13 protein-coding genes are annotated in these 15,861 nt (G+C 35.2%); 6 read left to right on the top strand and 7 right to left on the bottom strand.

The window, feature by feature from the left end; translation table 11 throughout:
* From A3H37_04845 to A3H37_04835, 3 genes are all read right to left on the bottom strand, one after another.
* The gene (locus A3H37_04845; GenBank protein OGL49272.1) at window positions 1–1,281 is read right to left on the bottom strand and encodes a 3-phosphoshikimate 1-carboxyvinyltransferase; all 1,281 of its coding nucleotides are present in this window, start codon (window positions 1,279–1,281) and stop codon (window positions 1–3) included.
* A 6-nt stretch (window positions 1,282–1,287) separates the two neighbouring features.
* Window positions 1,288–2,157, bottom strand: coding sequence for a hypothetical protein (locus tag A3H37_04840; protein OGL49271.1), 870 nt, complete (start codon window positions 2,155–2,157; stop codon window positions 1,288–1,290).
* Window positions 2,158–2,340: 183 nt separating this feature from the next.
* Window positions 2,341–3,432: a histidinol-phosphate transaminase gene (locus tag A3H37_04835; protein ID OGL49270.1), complete on the bottom strand. Its 1,092-nt coding sequence runs from the start codon at window positions 3,430–3,432 to the stop codon at window positions 2,341–2,343.
* Window positions 3,433–3,643: 211 nt separating this feature from the next.
* On the opposite strand from A3H37_04835, the gene A3H37_04830 reads away from it, so the two are divergent.
* The 3 genes from A3H37_04830 (at window position 3,644) to A3H37_04820 (ending at window position 7,405) form a co-directional block, all read left to right on the top strand.
* Window positions 3,644–5,236 (top strand): apolipoprotein N-acyltransferase, encoded by a 1,593-nt coding sequence (locus A3H37_04830; protein ID OGL49269.1) that lies wholly within the window; start codon window positions 3,644–3,646, stop codon window positions 5,234–5,236.
* A 75-nt stretch (window positions 5,237–5,311) separates the two neighbouring features.
* Window positions 5,312–6,490: a hypothetical protein gene (locus A3H37_04825; protein ID OGL49268.1), complete on the top strand. Its 1,179-nt coding sequence runs from the start codon at window positions 5,312–5,314 to the stop codon at window positions 6,488–6,490.
* A 60-nt stretch (window positions 6,491–6,550) separates the two neighbouring features.
* Window positions 6,551–7,405: a bifunctional 5,10-methylene-tetrahydrofolate dehydrogenase/5,10-methylene-tetrahydrofolate cyclohydrolase gene (locus A3H37_04820; GenBank protein ID OGL49267.1), complete on the top strand. Its 855-nt coding sequence runs from the start codon at window positions 6,551–6,553 to the stop codon at window positions 7,403–7,405.
* A 48-nt stretch (window positions 7,406–7,453) separates the two neighbouring features.
* On the opposite strand, the gene A3H37_04815 is transcribed toward A3H37_04820, so the two are convergent.
* The 4 genes from A3H37_04815 to A3H37_04800 all read right to left on the bottom strand — a co-directional run bounded on the left by A3H37_04815 (window position 7,454) and on the right by A3H37_04800 (window position 12,828).
* Window positions 7,454–8,845 carry a hypothetical protein gene (locus A3H37_04815; GenBank protein ID OGL49266.1) on the bottom strand — a complete coding sequence of 464 codons (1,392 nt, stop codon included), beginning with the start codon at window positions 8,843–8,845 and terminating at the stop codon, window positions 7,454–7,456.
* Window position 8,846: 1 nt separating this feature from the next.
* The gene (locus A3H37_04810; GenBank protein OGL49265.1) at window positions 8,847–10,382 is read right to left on the bottom strand and encodes a hypothetical protein; all 1,536 of its coding nucleotides are present in this window, start codon (window positions 10,380–10,382) and stop codon (window positions 8,847–8,849) included.
* Window positions 10,383–10,471: 89 nt separating this feature from the next.
* Window positions 10,472–11,920: a tRNA lysidine(34) synthetase TilS gene (locus tag A3H37_04805; GenBank protein OGL49264.1), complete on the bottom strand. Its 1,449-nt coding sequence runs from the start codon at window positions 11,918–11,920 to the stop codon at window positions 10,472–10,474.
* 275 nt (window positions 11,921–12,195) lie between these two features.
* Window positions 12,196–12,828 carry a hypothetical protein gene (locus tag A3H37_04800; protein OGL49263.1) on the bottom strand — a complete coding sequence of 211 codons (633 nt, stop codon included), beginning with the start codon at window positions 12,826–12,828 and terminating at the stop codon, window positions 12,196–12,198.
* Window positions 12,829–13,318: 490 nt separating this feature from the next.
* On the opposite strand from A3H37_04800, the gene A3H37_04795 reads away from it, so the two are divergent.
* The 3 genes from A3H37_04795 to A3H37_04785 all read left to right on the top strand — a co-directional run bounded on the left by A3H37_04795 (window position 13,319) and on the right by A3H37_04785 (window position 15,842).
* Window positions 13,319–13,534 carry a hypothetical protein gene (locus tag A3H37_04795; GenBank protein ID OGL49262.1) on the top strand — a complete coding sequence of 72 codons (216 nt, stop codon included), beginning with the start codon at window positions 13,319–13,321 and terminating at the stop codon, window positions 13,532–13,534.
* 212 nt (window positions 13,535–13,746) lie between these two features.
* A complete protein-coding gene (locus A3H37_04790; protein OGL49261.1) occupies window positions 13,747–14,880 on the top strand; it encodes a transcriptional regulator in 1,134 nt (377 codons plus the stop codon).
* An 11-nt stretch (window positions 14,881–14,891) separates the two neighbouring features.
* Window positions 14,892–15,842 carry a hypothetical protein gene (locus A3H37_04785; protein ID OGL49290.1) on the top strand — a complete coding sequence of 317 codons (951 nt, stop codon included), beginning with the start codon at window positions 14,892–14,894 and terminating at the stop codon, window positions 15,840–15,842.
* Window positions 15,843–15,861 lie beyond the last annotated feature (19 nt).

Raw genomic sequence — 15,861 nt, 5'->3', positions numbered from 1 at the left:
TCAGCTTTTCACAACACTTTCCAATATATTAAAAAACCCCGGGAATGAAGTATCTATGCATTTTACATCGTCAATATGGGTTTCTGAGTCTGCCAGTAGTGCAGCTATTGAAAAAGCCATTGCTACTCTGTGGTCTCCGAAGCTGTTAATTTTAGTTCCTCTGAATTTTTCAGCCCCTTCGATTGTTACCTCTCCTTCCCCTTCTACTGCATTGATTCCCATATTTTTTAACCCTTTTACCATTGTAGCAATTCTATCGCTTTCTTTGATTCTCAGTTCCTTTATTCCGGTGATATGAGTTTTTCCTTTTGCCAGAGCTGCAGCAATAAAGATAATTGGAAACTCATCTATTGCCCTTGGAGCTATTTCCTCATCAATGGAAATTCCGTGAAGTTCTGATGTTGAAGCTGAAATGTCAGCAACAAGCTCACCATTTTTTAAACTCATATTTGATATTTCAATCCTTGTTCCCATCTCTTTCAGGATATCCAAGATGCCTGTACGGGTAGGATTAATACCAACATCTTTTATAGTGACTGAAGAATCTTTGAGAAGTGAAGCAGCCACCAAAAGGAATGCAGCAGATGAGATATCTGAAGGGACAAAAATTTTTGTTCCTTCAAGATTTTGCCCTCCGTCAACAGCTATTATTTCTTTGGATTTGGAGATTTTACCTCCGAATGAACTCAGCATAATTTCAGTATGGTCTCTTGTTAAAGCAGTTTCTGTGATTCTTGTTGTTCCTTCAGCAAATATTCCTGCTAAAATGATGGAAGATTTAACCTGGGCACTTGGAACTGGCATAGTGTAACTTATTGATTTGAGTTTTTCTCCTTTTATGGCAAGGGGTGCAAAACGGTTATTTGCCCTTCCTGATATTTTAGCCCCCATCCGGGTAAGAGGGATAATCACCCTGTCCATGGGTCTTTTCAAAAGATACTGGTCACCAGTCAGCACTGAGAAAAAAGACTGTGCTGAAAGAACTCCTGTAAGAAGCCTGATAGAGGTTCCTGAATTGCCAAGGTCCAGAACATCCTGAGGTTCTGATAGGTCCCTTAGCCCTTTTCCTTTTACGATTACGCTTTCTTTTGTAAATGAAAACTCAATCCCCATGTTTTTAAAAGCGGTCACAGTCCTGATGCAGTCTTCACAGGGAGAGAGATTATGGATCTCTGTCAATCCTTTGGCAACTGAGCCCAGAATAACAGCGCGGTGTGAGATAGATTTATCTCCGGGAACTTTTATGAATCCTTCAATTTTTTTTACAGGTGAAATTATCATAAATTCTTAATTTAATTTTCTGCGGATATTTTGTGCCTTTGAAAATTCATTCCTGATTTTTTTCCACTCTCCTCTTTTGATTAAACTCTTAATATTTTCAAGATAAGCAATAAAATAATCCATGGAGGCTAAAATCTGATTTTTGTTTTCAAAAACTATATCATGCCACATCAATGGATTGCTCTTGGCAATCCTTGTAAAATCCCTGAAGCCTCCACCTGTATAAGAAAAAATATTTTTGTTTTTGCAGTTGAGGCTGGAAATCGTATTTATCATGGAAAACGCCAATACATGAGGCAGATGGCTTACAGAAGCAAAAATTGTGTCGTGTTCTTCGGGAGTCATTAACACTACTTTGCTTCCAATTCTTTTCCAGAGATTTCTTACAGACCTTAAAGAGGCAGAGTCGCTTTTTGCGGTTGGAGTAAGAACTGTTTTCATTCCTGCGAACAGATTTTCATCAGAAAATTTGGCACCTGAATGTTCTGAACCTGCTATCGGGTGGCCACCAATGAAGAATATATCATCTGGCAGGATTTTTTCGATTTCGTACATAATAGACATTTTTACACTGCCTGTATCCGTTATAACAGTTCCTTTGTCAAGAACAGGCAGAATATCCTTTACTATCCTGGCTATGCTTTTTACCGGGGTTGCTATTATTACCAGTTTGATATTTTTGAATCCAATTCTCTTGGACTTGAGGTTATATGCATAATCTATTATTTTAAGTTTTTTAGCCACAGATAAGTTTTTCTGGTCAATGTCTATCCCTAAGATTTCTTTGGCTATCTTTTTCTTTTTAATTGCTAACCCCAAAGAACCTCCTATGAATCCGAGTCCAACTATAGCTATTTTATTAAATAAAAATTTCATTGTTATCTTTTCTTATTTCTTGTTATCATTTCTGCCTGCCTGCCAGTAGGCGCAAGCAGGAATCCATGGTTCGACAGGCTCACCATGCATCCTGAGCTTGTCGAAGGACTGGGTTCCCCGTATCAAGTACGAGGCAGGTTTCTCAAGTGCGATCGGAAACTCCCAAAATTTTGTTTTAATAAATTAATGAGATAAAACCTTTTTTAGTGCACTGATAAATTTGTTGTTCTCCTTTGGCAGCCCGATTGTAACCCTTATAGAGTTAGGGAAGTTATAGCTTCTCATGGGCCTGACTATTACACCTAATTTTAAAAGCTTATTTGAGAGGATTGTGCAGTCCTGCTCGCAGTGAACTAATATGAAGTTTGCCGATGTTGGCACATAGGATAGCCCAAGCCTCTCAAATTCATTATAAAGATAGGCTTTACCTTCCTCATTATTTTCCAGACTCCTTTTTACGTGAGCTTCATCAGAAAGGCTTGCAATGGCTGCAACCTGTGCTAATGAGTTAACGTTAAATGGCTGACGGATTTTGTTCAAGAGTTCAATTACTTCCTGATTTGCTATGCCATAGCCTATGCGTAATCCTGCCAGACCATAAATTTTTGAAAATGTTCTGAGAATAATGAGATTATTTCTGGTTGACAGGTACTGAATTGAATTCGGGTAGTTTTTGTCTGTTACATATTCCATATAAGCTTCATCCAAAACCACAAGTACATCTTCAGGCACCAGGTTTAGAAACTGTTCGAATACCTCATCATTGACAATAGTTCCTGTAGGATTGTTCGGGTTAGCTATGAATATTATACGGGTGTTTTTGTTTATACATTCAGCCATACCAAGAAGATTATGGGTGTAGTTTTTAAGCGGAACTATTATTTTTTTTGCCCCTACTGCCTGAACTATCATCTGATAAACAATAAATGCCTGGTCCGCAATAACAGATTCAGACTGTGGGGTTAAAAATGTTCTGGCTATAAGCTCTATAATTTCATTCGAACCATTTCCTATGATAATATTTTTTTCAGAAACTTTCAGATAGCTTGAAAGTATCTGCTTGAGATAATATGTAGTGCTGTCAGGATATAAATGAATCTTTTTTAGATATTTTTTTATAGTTGCCAAGGCTTTTGGAGATGGCCCGAGAGGATTTTCGTTTGAAGCAAGTTTAATGGAATCCTTAATCCCAAATTCCCTTTCTACATCTTCAATGGGTTTTCCCGGGTAATATGGGTTTAACGTCAAAATATTAGAAGGCACTAAATGTCTCATGAGCGCAAATTCTATTCAAAAAGCTTTTTTTGTCAAATAGTTTATAAGAGTTTTCTGAAATCTCTAGTTGACACACCATAGATTTTACATTAGTTAAGTTTGAAAAAACATAGCGAACGAATCAACAAAAAAATGTTCCATACATTTGGATATTTCCTGCATTTTGCTGCAGGGAGCTTGAAATTGACAATTTAATAATAGTGAAAAATAAATGACAAAAATAAAAGATACTGTTCTTGTTTTTCTTTCTAGTTCTCTTCTGATACTTACTTTTCCTAAATTCGATATATCTTCTTTTGCATGGATGGCCTTTGTTCCATTTTTTTATGTCCTTATAAATAAAGGACCTGTTAAGGCTTTTTTTGCTGGATGGACATGCGGAACTTTATTTTTTCTTGGAACTATTTACTGGATAATAAACACAATGATAAATTATGGACATATTTCTGTTGCAGTCAGCCTGATGATTCTTCTTGTATTCTCAGTATATCTGGGGCTTTTCTTTGGATTATTTGCTTATATTGTTTCCTACATAGAGATTAAGCTTAGTCTCCTGGCATGGGTTCTTGCGCCATTTGTGTGGGTCTGCACAGAGCTTCTGAGGACTCATCTTTTCACAGGATTTCCATGGGTTCTTTTAGGGTATTCCCAGTACAGAAGTTTGAACCTGATTCAAGTTGCTGATGTAACAGGGGTTTACGGGATTTCTTTTATAATAGTGGCAGTAAATTCCTGTATTTTTTTAATTCTTTCCAAAATGAAATTCAAAAAAAGGAGTGTTGGTGATTTTTTTTCAAGTGATAAAATTGTTATATCCTATCTTATCTTGGTAGTATTGATGCTGATTTGTTTTTTTAACTATGGTAAAAAACAGATAGAAGAATTTTATTATCATAGCAGTACAACAGAAAAAACTATAAAAAATAAATTGGTAATTGCTGTGATACAGGGGAATATTGAACAGGATAAGAAATGGGACAGAAATTACCAGGAAGAAACAATAAAAAGATATCAGAAGTTAACAGATAAAGCAATAAAAGGAGGAAATGTTGACCTTGTTATCTGGCCTGAAACTGCTACTCCGTTTTACCTGCAGTCAGAGGGAATATACTTGGACTATTTATTGAATTATCTTAGAGAAAAAAAAGTTTATTTGCTCACCGGAAGTCCTGCTTATGACAATACTCAGAAATATGAAACTGAAAGCTTTAACAGCGCATTTCTTCTCTCTCCTGATTTTAAGATTCTTAAAAGATATGATAAAATTCATCTTGTTCCTTTTGGCGAGTTTATTCCTTTTGAGAGGATATTAAAGATTAATCTTTTCCGTGATATTATTGGAGATATCGGGTCATTTACATCAGGAAGAGAAGAGACTGTTTTTAGTTTTTCAAAAGGAAAATTCGGGACTGTTATATGCTTTGAGATAATATTTCCTGAGCTTGTCAGGAGATTCATAAAAAAAGGTGGTGAGTTTATGGTGACTATTACAAATGATGCCTGGTTCGGCAAAAGCGCAGCTCCTTATCAGCATTTTGCCATGACAGTTTTCAGAGCAGTGGAAAATAAGGTTTATATTGCAAGGGCTGCAAATACAGGAATATCAGGCTTTATAAACCCTGTTGGGGAGATTATATGCAGTAGTGGTGTATTTGTTGAAGGGTATCTGAAAAATGACATTTACCTTATGGAAAATAAAACAATTTATACCTTGTACGGCGATATTTTTGCCTGGATTTGTGTTCTGGTTTTAGCTGCTTCAGTTATCGTTGTCAAAATGAAGAAAAAGGATTGCTTTTTATAGACTATTCAGATAGAAATTTTTTGGTTTTTTATACAGGGTTAAAATGAGATAAGTTTCCAGCTGATAAATTAAAAAATGAATTCAGAATTTGATGAGAAGGGAATGATTCTTAAAAAAAACAAAGCAGGATTAAAGATAAATTATTTTTTCATTTGGCTTGTTTTGCTTTCAATACTGCCACTAAACACGTTCAGCCAGACAATAGAAGATGAAAAACAAGCAGTTCCATCTTTTGTTCTGATAGCAAGGGATATCAAGCCATCAGTGGTCAATATTTATACCACAAAACCTCTTGAAAAAGGGAATTTGAAAATTCGAGGCAAAAAATTTAAAAATAAATTTTGGATTAATGACTTGCCAGACAAAGACATTGATAAGCCTTTTGATGATAGCGACAGGAGGAATCTTGGCTCAGGCATTATTATTGATAAGGACGGCTATATTGTAACCAACAATCATGTCATAGCAAATGCAGATGATATCAAGGTTTCTTTAGAGGGTGGGAAAGAATTTGATGCTAAAATAATTGGAAAAGATTTTATAACTGATTTGGCTTTAATAAAAATTGATAAGGCTGAAAACCTCACAGTTCCAAGGTTTGGAGATTCTGACAAGATTGATGTAGGGGAATGGGTAATGGCAGTAGGAAGCCCTGTAGGGCTGGAACAGACAGTAACAGCAGGAATTGTAAGCGCAAAAAACAGGTCTATCGGTGTTAGCCCGTATGATGATTTTATCCAGACTGATGCTTCTACTAACCCCGGAAGCAGCGGGGGACCGTTAATAAACACAAGAGGAGAGGTTATTGGAATAAACACATTGAATTTAAATGGCCTTCAGGGGCTGGGGTTTGCAATTCCAACAAATACGGCAAAAGAGATAATTAAGCAGCTTAAGGAGAATGGAAAAGTGACAAGAGGATGGCTGGGTGTGTTGGTGCCAAGGATTCTTCAGGGAATAAAAACACTATCAGGATTGCAGGATGAAAAAGGCGCTTATATTGAGAAAATCAGAGAAAATGGTCCAGCTTTTAAAGCAGGATTAAAAGCCGGTGATGTTATAGTAAAATTTAATGGCAGGGAGATTAAAGAAAAAAATGATTTACCAAGAATGGTTGCAGATACAACTCCCGGGGAAGAGGTTGATGTTGAAGTATTAAGAGACGGGGAAGAGAAGATTTTAAAAGTTAAAATTGAAGAATCAGAGGGAAGAAAAAACAAAAAACCCGGCGAAACAGAAAATGTTGATATTTAACTTTCAGTAGCAATTAAGAGAAGATGAGATACTATTTTGTTCATAAGGAAGAGAATATATATGTCACCAATGATTATTGACGGGAATGCAGTTTCAAAAGAGATAAGAGATAAAATAAGGAATGAAATCGAACAGCTTAATCCTATATACAAAAGGCCTCCCGGCTTAACCGTTATATTGGTCGGAGATGACCCGGCATCGCAGATTTATGTAGGCAGAAAAAGCAAGGCTTGTTCTGAAGTTGGAATTTGTTCAGAAGTGAAAAGGCTGCCGGGCGATGTTTCTGAAAGTGATGTAGTAAGTTTGATATCAGATTTAAATAAAAATGCAAAAGTTGATGGAATCTTGGTACAACTTCCTTTGCCGGGGCATATAAATGAAAACAAAATAGTGGATGCAATAAGCCCGGAAAAGGATGTTGACGGGCTCCATCCTATTAATATGGGAAATCTGGTATTAAACCGGGCTTTTTTGGAACCTTGTACTGCCGCAGGAATAATAGAACTTATACTGAGAACAGGGAGCGAAATAAAAGGCAAGCATTCTGTTATAGTTGGAAGAAGCAATATTGTCGGAAAACCAACAGCGCTAATGCTTCTTCACCAACATTCTACGGTCACCATTTGTCATTCAAGGACAAAAGACTTAAAAGAGATTACCAGACAGGCTGATATATTAATCGCTGCTATTGGGAAGGCAAAGTTTATTACAGGAGATATGGTAAAAGATGATGCAATAGTCATTGATGTCGGAATAAACAGAATAGATGGAAAACTTTTTGGAGACTGTGACTTTGAGGAAATAAAGAATGTGGCAGGCGCTATAACTCCGGTTCCTGGAGGGGTTGGCCCTATGACGGTAGCAATGCTTTTAAAAAATACATTAGTTGCTTATAAAAATAATTGTGAAAAATAGAAAAACAGTTAAGCCCTGAATTTAAAACTATAAACTCCGTCAGATTTATCATGGCTTTCCAATTGGTAGCTGAAAGGTAAATGTTGTTCCTTTATCTTCCTCGCTTTCAACGCTTATTTCTCCTTTATGGGCATCAATTATAGATTTTACTATTGATAGCCCGAGCCCTGTTCCTTTTATATTGCTTACTTTCTGACTTCTGTAGTACTTGTTAAAGAGGTTCGGCAAATCTCCCTTTGAAATGCCGATTCCTGTGTCTGAAATACAGGTAAAAATTGAACCATTTTTCTCAAAGGCTGAAATTTTTATTTTTCCTCCGTTTGGAGTAAATTTAATGGCATTGCTGAGCAGGTTTTCAAGAACTCTTTCCATCTGCAGGCGGTCGACCCATACAGAAGAAAAGCCAGATGGAATTTCTGTTTCAATCTGCAGCCCTTTTTCAGTTGCAAAAAAGGAAAAAGTATAAGCAGTTAATGAAAGAAGCTTATCATAATTAACTTCATCGAAATTCAATTTTAACATTCCTGCATCGATTATGGAAACACTCAGGAAGTCTTCAATTATTCTGAGAATTCGTTTTCCGCTGTCGTTTATCATCTTTAAAAAATTTGCTTCAGTATCATCATCATGCTTCTGTATTTTTTCAATAAGATAATCAGAGTTTAAAATAATTGCATTCAGAGGGTTTTTAAGATCATGAGTAAACATTGATATGAATTCAGTTTTTATTTTTTCTGTTTCCTTCTCTTTTGTTATGTCATTGAATACTAAAACATAACCAATCAATTCTTTAGTGTGCTCGTCTTTTAAAAGCGAAAAGCTTATTTTATAGATGTTGTTTTTATTAAAGACAAACAAGAGGTCTTCTTCAGAGTTATTACCAGAAAAAAGAATTTTTTCTATTTTCTGTATATTTTCTTTGTTCTCAGTGAGTTCTGAAAGTCTCTTGCCCAATACTTTTTCTTCTTTAATAGAAAAAATATCTTTAGCCACATTATTTATTGTAAGAAGCTGAAGGTTTTTGCTAAGCACCAGAATACCTTCATTCATACTTTCTATTATTGTTCCGGTCTTGCTTTTTTCTCTGATAATTTCTTTTAAAAACTGGTCTTCAATATTTTCTTTTTCTTTCTCAAGCTCTTTGATTTTACTCTGATATAGTTTCTTTGTTGTGAGAATATTTGAAATTATTTTATGGAGTTGATTCGTGGGTGAATATCTGTAAAGAGTGGAATCTCCTGCTTTTTCTGATTGCAGAACACCGCTGTCAACTAAATCTTCAAGGTCCTGTAAAATCTCATCTTTTTTTCTGCTTATCCACTGGCTGATTCCTTCAGCAGAGTCAATGGTTCCAGAATTTTCATTGAAAAAACTCAATATCTCTATTTTGTTGAATGTGTTGGCAATTTCTTTTATAAACTTATCAGATGTAATATGCATCTTATATCTTAATCTCTTCTTCCTTGTCTTTTCCTTTAAGTTTTTTTAAAGTCCTTTCGTATTGTTCCATATTAGCAAGGATATCTTCTATTTTTAAATCTGTTTTTTTGGGGGAACCGCTCATTACTCCCTCTCTTCCTTCAAATTTTGTTTTTATTTTGATTCCTTCATCTGTTATAATATATTCATGTATACCCTTATCATGGTTTGACCCTCTGAATTTAAGCACAGAAAGAGCTCTCCTTACCTCGCTTTCCATTTCAACATATCTTAAGGAGATTAGAGTTGGTATAAGCCCAAAGAGCTCCTGATTGGCAATCCTGAAATTCCCAAACATTTCTGTGACTTCAAGAGTTAATATTGAAGCGGCTTTGAAGGTTGAAAAGAGGTCTATCAGGGTATAGATGTAATCCCGCAAATAGGATTCGTCTGAGATACTGCTCATTAAATCTGATAAACTGTCAAGGACTATTCTTCTGACTTTCATCTGGTTAAAAGTTTTTTTGATTGAGTAAAGCAGCTCATCTACAATCAAGTCTGTCGGGGAACGGTACAGTATTTCAAGCAACCCATCTTTTAAGGCATCTTTTAGGTTTATGTTATATGAAAAAGCCATATTTACTATATCTTCAGGCTTGTTGTGGAGAGTTATAAAAATGCCAGGCTCTCTGTTTTTAAACCCTTCATTTAGAAACTGAAGACCAAGAGTTTTTTTGCCTGTTCCGCTGCTCCCCGCAACAATTGTTGCCATTCCTTCTGTTAAACCTCCGGAAAGCATTTTATCTAATCCCGGTATTCCGGTACTGATTTTTTCATGAGAAGCAGTTTCTATATCTTCTACCTCGTAGTCTCTAATCTGGCAAGATGGGAATATCTGAATACCCTTTGAGTCGAAAACAAAGGGATGTTTTCCTGAAATATGATCCTGTCCACGGCTTTTTATAATCTCAATAAAACGTTCTCTCTTGCGGCTTCCCTTTGCATCATAGGAAACTTTAATAACAGTATCCACTATATATTCCTCAAGAGATATTCCATTTTCGCCTGTAGAATCAATCTCTCTGGTCAAAAGAATCGTTGCAGGTTTTGTGGTGAGGCTGTAAAGAAATTTATTTAAAATTTTTCTGAGTTCAATATCTTCATCTGTAATTCTTCTGAAGTGGCTTAAAGAGTCTATAAGAATCCGTTTTATTTTTAATTCTTCAAAAAAACAGTGAAAGTGGCTCTCAGGATTATTAAGCATATCAATTATTGCTTGCGGGGAGGTTGGAAGTATTTTGAGTTTTCCCTGATTTTCGGGTTCCTTCAGGTTCCATCCAAAGTTTGAAGCATCCCGGTAAAGCATTTTGGGCTTTTCTTCAAGGGTTACTATCAAGCCAGGCTCATTATATTTAACAATTCCATTATAAATAAACTGCATTCCTATTGTTGTTTTACCTGAACCGGCAGGACCTTCAATGAGTATGCAGTTTTCCCTGAGCAAGCCGCCGTATAAAATTTCATCCATACCAGGAATGCCTGTGGGAACTAAATCCATTGTTTTTTTGAGCCCTTTATTTGTGAATTTGTTTTTATAATATGGAATATGGTGAGAAAATCAAGAAAAACTTTATTTTGTTCCGGGATTTAGACAAGACCTATAAGCAGGACATCTTTGGTTGAAGTTGTAACTTTGAATTTATCACTTATCCTTTCCCCAACAACCCACATTATTTCTTCACTGGAAACAAGAAGAGGGATTTCTTTTCTCCTGCATTGAGGAAACTTTATGTCAATTAAAAATTTTTTTAATTTTTTTTGTTTATCCATTCCAAGAGGGATAAAAATATCACCATCCCTTTTGTTCCTAATGGTTAAGGGAAGTTTAACTTTCTGGTAATCGAATAATCCGAGATTTTTATCTTTTGTAATAAATTTTACAGAATTTTTCTGAAGAACAACAGTGTTTAAGGTTTTATTCAAATACAAGAGTTTTGTTCTTCCTGGCACTGCCACTTTTGTTTCTTTGAGGGATTGAAATTCTTTTTTATCTGATTTTGAAAAAATTATTTTATTGTAGAGTTTCTGGGCTTTAATTTTACCTGGAAGATTTAGAGAAGCACCTGTCCTGCCTTCAGTAATTAATGAAAAAACCTTGTCTGTATGGGAAAAGGATAGATTTGTGATATTGCTGTTTAATCTCCATAAGGCTTTTCTGATTATTCTGTAAACAATTGGAACAGGGATGACTTTCATTAAATTAATATTTAAAATTAATTCATTGATGTCTTGCCTGTTTAGTTTAGTTGTGGACCAGAGGTCATTAGAGCCTTTGGTGAGAATAAATTTAAAAAATTCTTCAGCCTGTGTCTCAAGATAGACGTCTTCTGCTGAAAGTATCTGGGCAGTATCTGCGATTCTTTTTCTGATTTGAGGGTTAAAGGAATTTTCAAGTAACGGGATAAGTTCAAGGCGAATTCTATTTCGCAAATAATTTTTTTTTACATTGGATGAATCTGTTACAAATTTTATTTTCTTTGAGCTGAGATATGTTTCAACTTCTTTTCTTGTTATATCCATCAATGGCCTTATTATAGAATATTTCTGATTAAAAAAATCCATTCCTGCGATTCCTGATACTCCGCTTCCCCTGATGAGGTTTATTAAAACAGTTTCAACCCTGTCATCAAGGGTATGTCCCAAGGCGATTTTTGATGCGTTTATTTTATTTTTCAACCTTTGAAGAAAATCAATTCTTGCTGTGCGGGCTGCTGCCTGAGTTGATGTTTTGAGTTTTTTCTTAAGTGCCTTGATATCTCTTTTTTCTATAGTGAAGGGAAGTAATAATAATTCTGCTGTTTCCCTGACAAACTCTGCATCCCTTTCTGATTCTTTTTCCCGCAGGAGATGGTTTAAGTGGGCTATATGAATGGATATGTTAAGGTCTTTTTTAAGGGAGTTTAAAATATTGAGAAGGCAAACTGAATCAGCCCCACCTGAAACTGCAACAATGATTTTATCTCCGGGCTCAAACAGATTATATTTTTCTATAGTCTGTCTAACTTTTTTTAAAATCTGGATGTCAGATGGAATCATTTGTAAATATAATTGTGAAGAGTGATATCTTTCAACTTTTAGCTGAGATTATCTCGCTTATCTCTCAATGACAATAAATCAGGTTTCTCAAGAACTCAGTAAATGTCATTGAAGAAATTCTTATTGGGTTAAACAACAAAGTTTAAATTTCAAATCAAGACAAAAGGTGTTTAATAAATATAAAAAAAATTATACAGAAGGGATTTTAAAAAAACAAGAAATAAAAAAGCCCCGGATAAACCGGGGCTTTTAATAAAACTTTTTTGTCACGGAACTTATTGTATAGTGAGAGTTCCTTTCAGCGTCTTAAATAGTTTTCCACTGTATTTTGTTGGCATGTTAGAGAGCGTCCAAGTATAATTATAATTACCAGTTTTGTTGGTAATTGTATCAATTTTACTTTCAACGCTGTCAAGGAGAGAGTTCATATTAACTGTAATAGTCTTTAATTTGCCTTTAACAGCTGTTGGGTCGACTTCAGCATCACCCTCTAATGATGCGCCCTTACTATCTGTACCATTATAGTGGAATGAGTTATCTATTATAGTTAAGCTAGAAATTTTACTCCCTGCTTTGTTAGTTTTTATTGTTAAATCTGCAGTCAGGACAAGTTCTCTTACATCACCAGCCACTTTTGATGTATATGTTTGAGTCAGTGTAGCGTTTGTAGTACCTTTTTTGAGTGCACTGTAGACAATCGTCATATTTGGCCTAGAACCCGCTGTCCCAGTAAGGTTTTTAGTAACTACTCCTTTAGCAGAAGGTTTTGCCAGCGTAAGTTTTTTCGTCCCCTGCTTAACGAATTTTACAACGAATTGTTTGCTTGCTGCCGAAGCCATTGTTGTAGATAATGTAAATACTACTGCCAAAACAAGAATACCCAATAAAACAAATAATTTCTTTCTCATTTTCCACCTCCTAAATTTTTTTTTTAAAACCTTTTATCTTAAACTATTTAAAACAAACTCACCTTATCAGATTGGTTTAAACCACCTCCTTAATTAAACAAAATTTTGTAATTATTAATTCGATAACTTGAAGCATATAAAAACTTTGTCCCTAATTAAAGCTGAATGCACAGCTTTTGTCAACTTTTTTAAATACTATAGAGGATTTTCTAATGATTTATTAAATAAACCCCTTATAAATTTCATAATAATTATTTTCTGTGATTATGTCAATACTTATTTTGAGATTCTTTTAAAAGCTCTTTGCAAAGTTTAATATTATTACAGATTTTATTTTGTGGAATACTATCTTATAAGCTGGATTAATGTCAACATTTATTTTAGGAATGTCAAGCCAAAATAGAAATGTCCTGTTTTTGCCAATTTAGAAATGCCCTAATTTACGGATGCTATAGCACTGCATGGATATATTAGGGGATATCATTATGAAATGGGGAGAGATGGGAAACCGGTACGGGAGAGGATAAAAAACAGTTTTGATTATGTAAAAGTTGACCGGTATGCAACCCCTGCATTTTTAAAGGATAAAGATAAAATATATCTCTTTGTTGGACAGCAGGATGGTAAAATAAATATATTTATTGCTGATAGCCTGAATTCAAAACCTCTGTTTTTTTATAAGAAGGGTTATCTTATAAGTGATTAAAAAAATAACGGTAAGATTATTATTTGTTGACACAGTTTTAAAAAGAATATTATAAATGAACACCTAATTTATCATTTTGAAATTGAGTAGTTAGCGTATTCTTCACAGCTTGTTTGGAGGCTCTATGCAACTTGCTGCGGGGAACTTTAGATGGAATTTAGCACAGGATTTACACTATTTTTTATTAATAAGAAAGGTGAGAGACTTTTAGTATGAGTAATAAAGAAAAAAGCATAAACGGAGTTCCATTCCTTGACCTTGCAACACAATACAGAGCCATTAAAAAAGAGATTTGGGAGAGATTTGATGAGGTTTTGGAACTGCAGAATCTGATTTTAGGTCCACAGGTTGAAGAGTTGGAAAAGGCTGTTGCTGATTATTGCGGTGCAAAATTTTCAATAGGAGTCGGTTCTGGCAGTGATGCCATTCTTTTATCGCTTATGGGTTTTGATATAGGCAACGGAGACGAAGTAATTACAACTCCCTTTACCTTTTTTTCAACTGCGTCTGCAATTTCAAGAGTTGGCGCACGTCCCGTTTTTGTTGATATAGATATTGATACATTCAATATTGATCCAAACAAGATTGAGGAAAAGATTACCAAAAGGACAAAGGCTATAATTCCGGTTCATCTTTTTGGGCAGTGTGCTGATATGGAGGCTATTGTTGCAATTGCAAAAAGATATAATCTGAAAATTATAGAAGATGCCGCGCAGGCAATTGGGGCAGAATACCAGACTAAAGATTCCAACCGGGTGAAGGCGTGCAGTATAGGAGATACTGGGTGCCTTAGCTTTTATCCTTCAAAAAACCTCGGTTGTTTTGGCGAGGGAGGGATGATTACTACCAATGATGAAAAATTGTCAAAAAAGCTGAAAGCCTTAAGAGCGCACGGTTCCAAGGAAAGATATTATCATTACATGATTGGGGTAAATAGCAGGCTTGATACAATGCAGGCTGTAGTTTTGTTGGTTAAGATTAAATACCTTGATGAGTGGACAAAACTGCGTAATAAAAAGGCTCAGGTTTATAATGAAGGTCTTAAAGGTATTGTAAAAACCCCTTATTGCAGGAATGGTAATTTCCATGTTTATAATCAGTATGTAATAATGAGCAGTAAAATAAAATTGATTGAAGAAGTATTCAGGGAAGGAAGAATTGGATATGGAAGATATTATCCTCTTCCTCTCCATATGCAGAAATGCTTTGAATATCTGGGATATAAAAAAGGAGACTTTCCTGACTCTGAACTTGCCTCTGAAAAAGCTCTGGCTCTTCCAATCTATCCTGAATTAGGCAATGACCAGCAGGAGATAGCGATCCGGGCTATAAAAAAAGCAGTATAAAAGTGAAAAACATGAACAGGTTTTCCAAGTTAAATCTCAAGAAAATCAAAAAGTACCCAATAAAAGACAGAAAAAATTTGGTTTCTGTAAAAGACTTTGCTTGTTTAAAGAGAGGTAAAAGCGTTTCTTCGTTGATTGAATCAATGCCAGATATTTTGGGAGGGAAGGACCTGAAGTATCTTATTGATGGTGTCTTAAGGGCAAAAAAATATAATAAAACGGTTGTGTTAGCTATGGGGGCGCATGTAATTAAATGTGGTCTTTCACCATTAGTAATAGAATTGATGAAGAATGGAGTTATAAAAGCTATAGCGATGAATGGAGCAGGAGCTATTCATGATTATGAGATTGCTTTGATTGGCGGAACTTCTGAAGATGTTGAGTCCCAGATAGAAGAAGGTTTTTTTGGAATGGCTTTAGAAACAGGGAAGGCATTGAATAAAGCTGTTAAAAATGGAGCGTCAAAAGGCACAGGTTTTGGAAAGGCTCTTGGAGAAATAATCAAAAAAGAATCTTTGCCATATAAAGATTTAAGCATTGTTTATAATGCACTGATTCTGGGCATCCCTGTTACCATTCATGTTGCAGTAGGTACTGATACTATTCACATGGACCCTGATGCTGACGGGGAGGCAATCGGAAAGGCAAGTCTTTTAGATTTCAGAGCTATATGTTCAGTGGTAAGCACACTGGATGGTGGGATATGGATTAATATGGGTTCAGCTGTAATACTTCCAGAAGTGTTTTTAAAAGCAGTTACAGTATGCAGAAATATCGGGATTAAATTAGAAAATTTTCTTACAGTTAATATTGATATGATATCACATTACAGACCTCTTACTAATGTTGTCAGAAGACCAACATTAAAAGGTGGCAAAGGTATAAATTTAATAGGACAGTATGAGATATTATTCCCTTTACTTGCAGCTGCCATTCTTGAAAGACTTAAAGGTGAAGGTTGATACTGCGGAATGACAACCA

It is taken from the genome of Candidatus Schekmanbacteria bacterium RIFCSPLOWO2_02_FULL_38_14 (genome assembly GCA_001790855.1).
In the GTDB taxonomy this organism is placed as follows: domain Bacteria; phylum Schekmanbacteria; class GWA2-38-11; order GWA2-38-11; family GWA2-38-11; genus 2-02-FULL-38-14-A.
This window is presented reverse-complemented; position numbering and strand designations above follow the sequence as displayed.

Bases quoted from the DNA above. Each gene is read 5' to 3' on its own strand.
- A3H37_04785 (OGL49290.1), top strand. From the start codon at position 14,892: ATGAACAGGTTTTCCAAGTTAAATCTCAAGAAAATCAAAAAGTACCCA.
- A3H37_04815 (OGL49266.1), bottom strand. From the start codon at position 8,845: ATGCATATTACATCTGATAAGTTTATAAAAGAAATTGCCAACACATTC.
- A3H37_04790 (OGL49261.1), top strand. From the start codon at position 13,747: ATGAGTAATAAAGAAAAAAGCATAAACGGAGTTCCATTCCTTGACCTT.
- A3H37_04835 (OGL49270.1), bottom strand. From the start codon at position 3,432: ATGAGACATTTAGTGCCTTCTAATATTTTGACGTTAAACCCATATTAC.
- A3H37_04820 (OGL49267.1), top strand. From the start codon at position 6,551: ATGTCACCAATGATTATTGACGGGAATGCAGTTTCAAAAGAGATAAGA.
- A3H37_04805 (OGL49264.1), bottom strand. From the start codon at position 11,920: ATGATTCCATCTGACATCCAGATTTTAAAAAAAGTTAGACAGACTATA.
- A3H37_04845 (OGL49272.1), bottom strand. From the start codon at position 1,281: ATGATAATTTCACCTGTAAAAAAAATTGAAGGATTCATAAAAGTTCCC.
- A3H37_04840 (OGL49271.1), bottom strand. From the start codon at position 2,157: ATGAAATTTTTATTTAATAAAATAGCTATAGTTGGACTCGGATTCATA.
- A3H37_04810 (OGL49265.1), bottom strand. From the start codon at position 10,382: ATGGATTTAGTTCCCACAGGCATTCCTGGTATGGATGAAATTTTATAC.
- A3H37_04800 (OGL49263.1), bottom strand. From the start codon at position 12,828: ATGAGAAAGAAATTATTTGTTTTATTGGGTATTCTTGTTTTGGCAGTA.
- A3H37_04830 (OGL49269.1), top strand. From the start codon at position 3,644: ATGACAAAAATAAAAGATACTGTTCTTGTTTTTCTTTCTAGTTCTCTT.
- A3H37_04825 (OGL49268.1), top strand. From the start codon at position 5,312: ATGAATTCAGAATTTGATGAGAAGGGAATGATTCTTAAAAAAAACAAA.
- A3H37_04795 (OGL49262.1), top strand. From the start codon at position 13,319: ATGGGGAGAGATGGGAAACCGGTACGGGAGAGGATAAAAAACAGTTTT.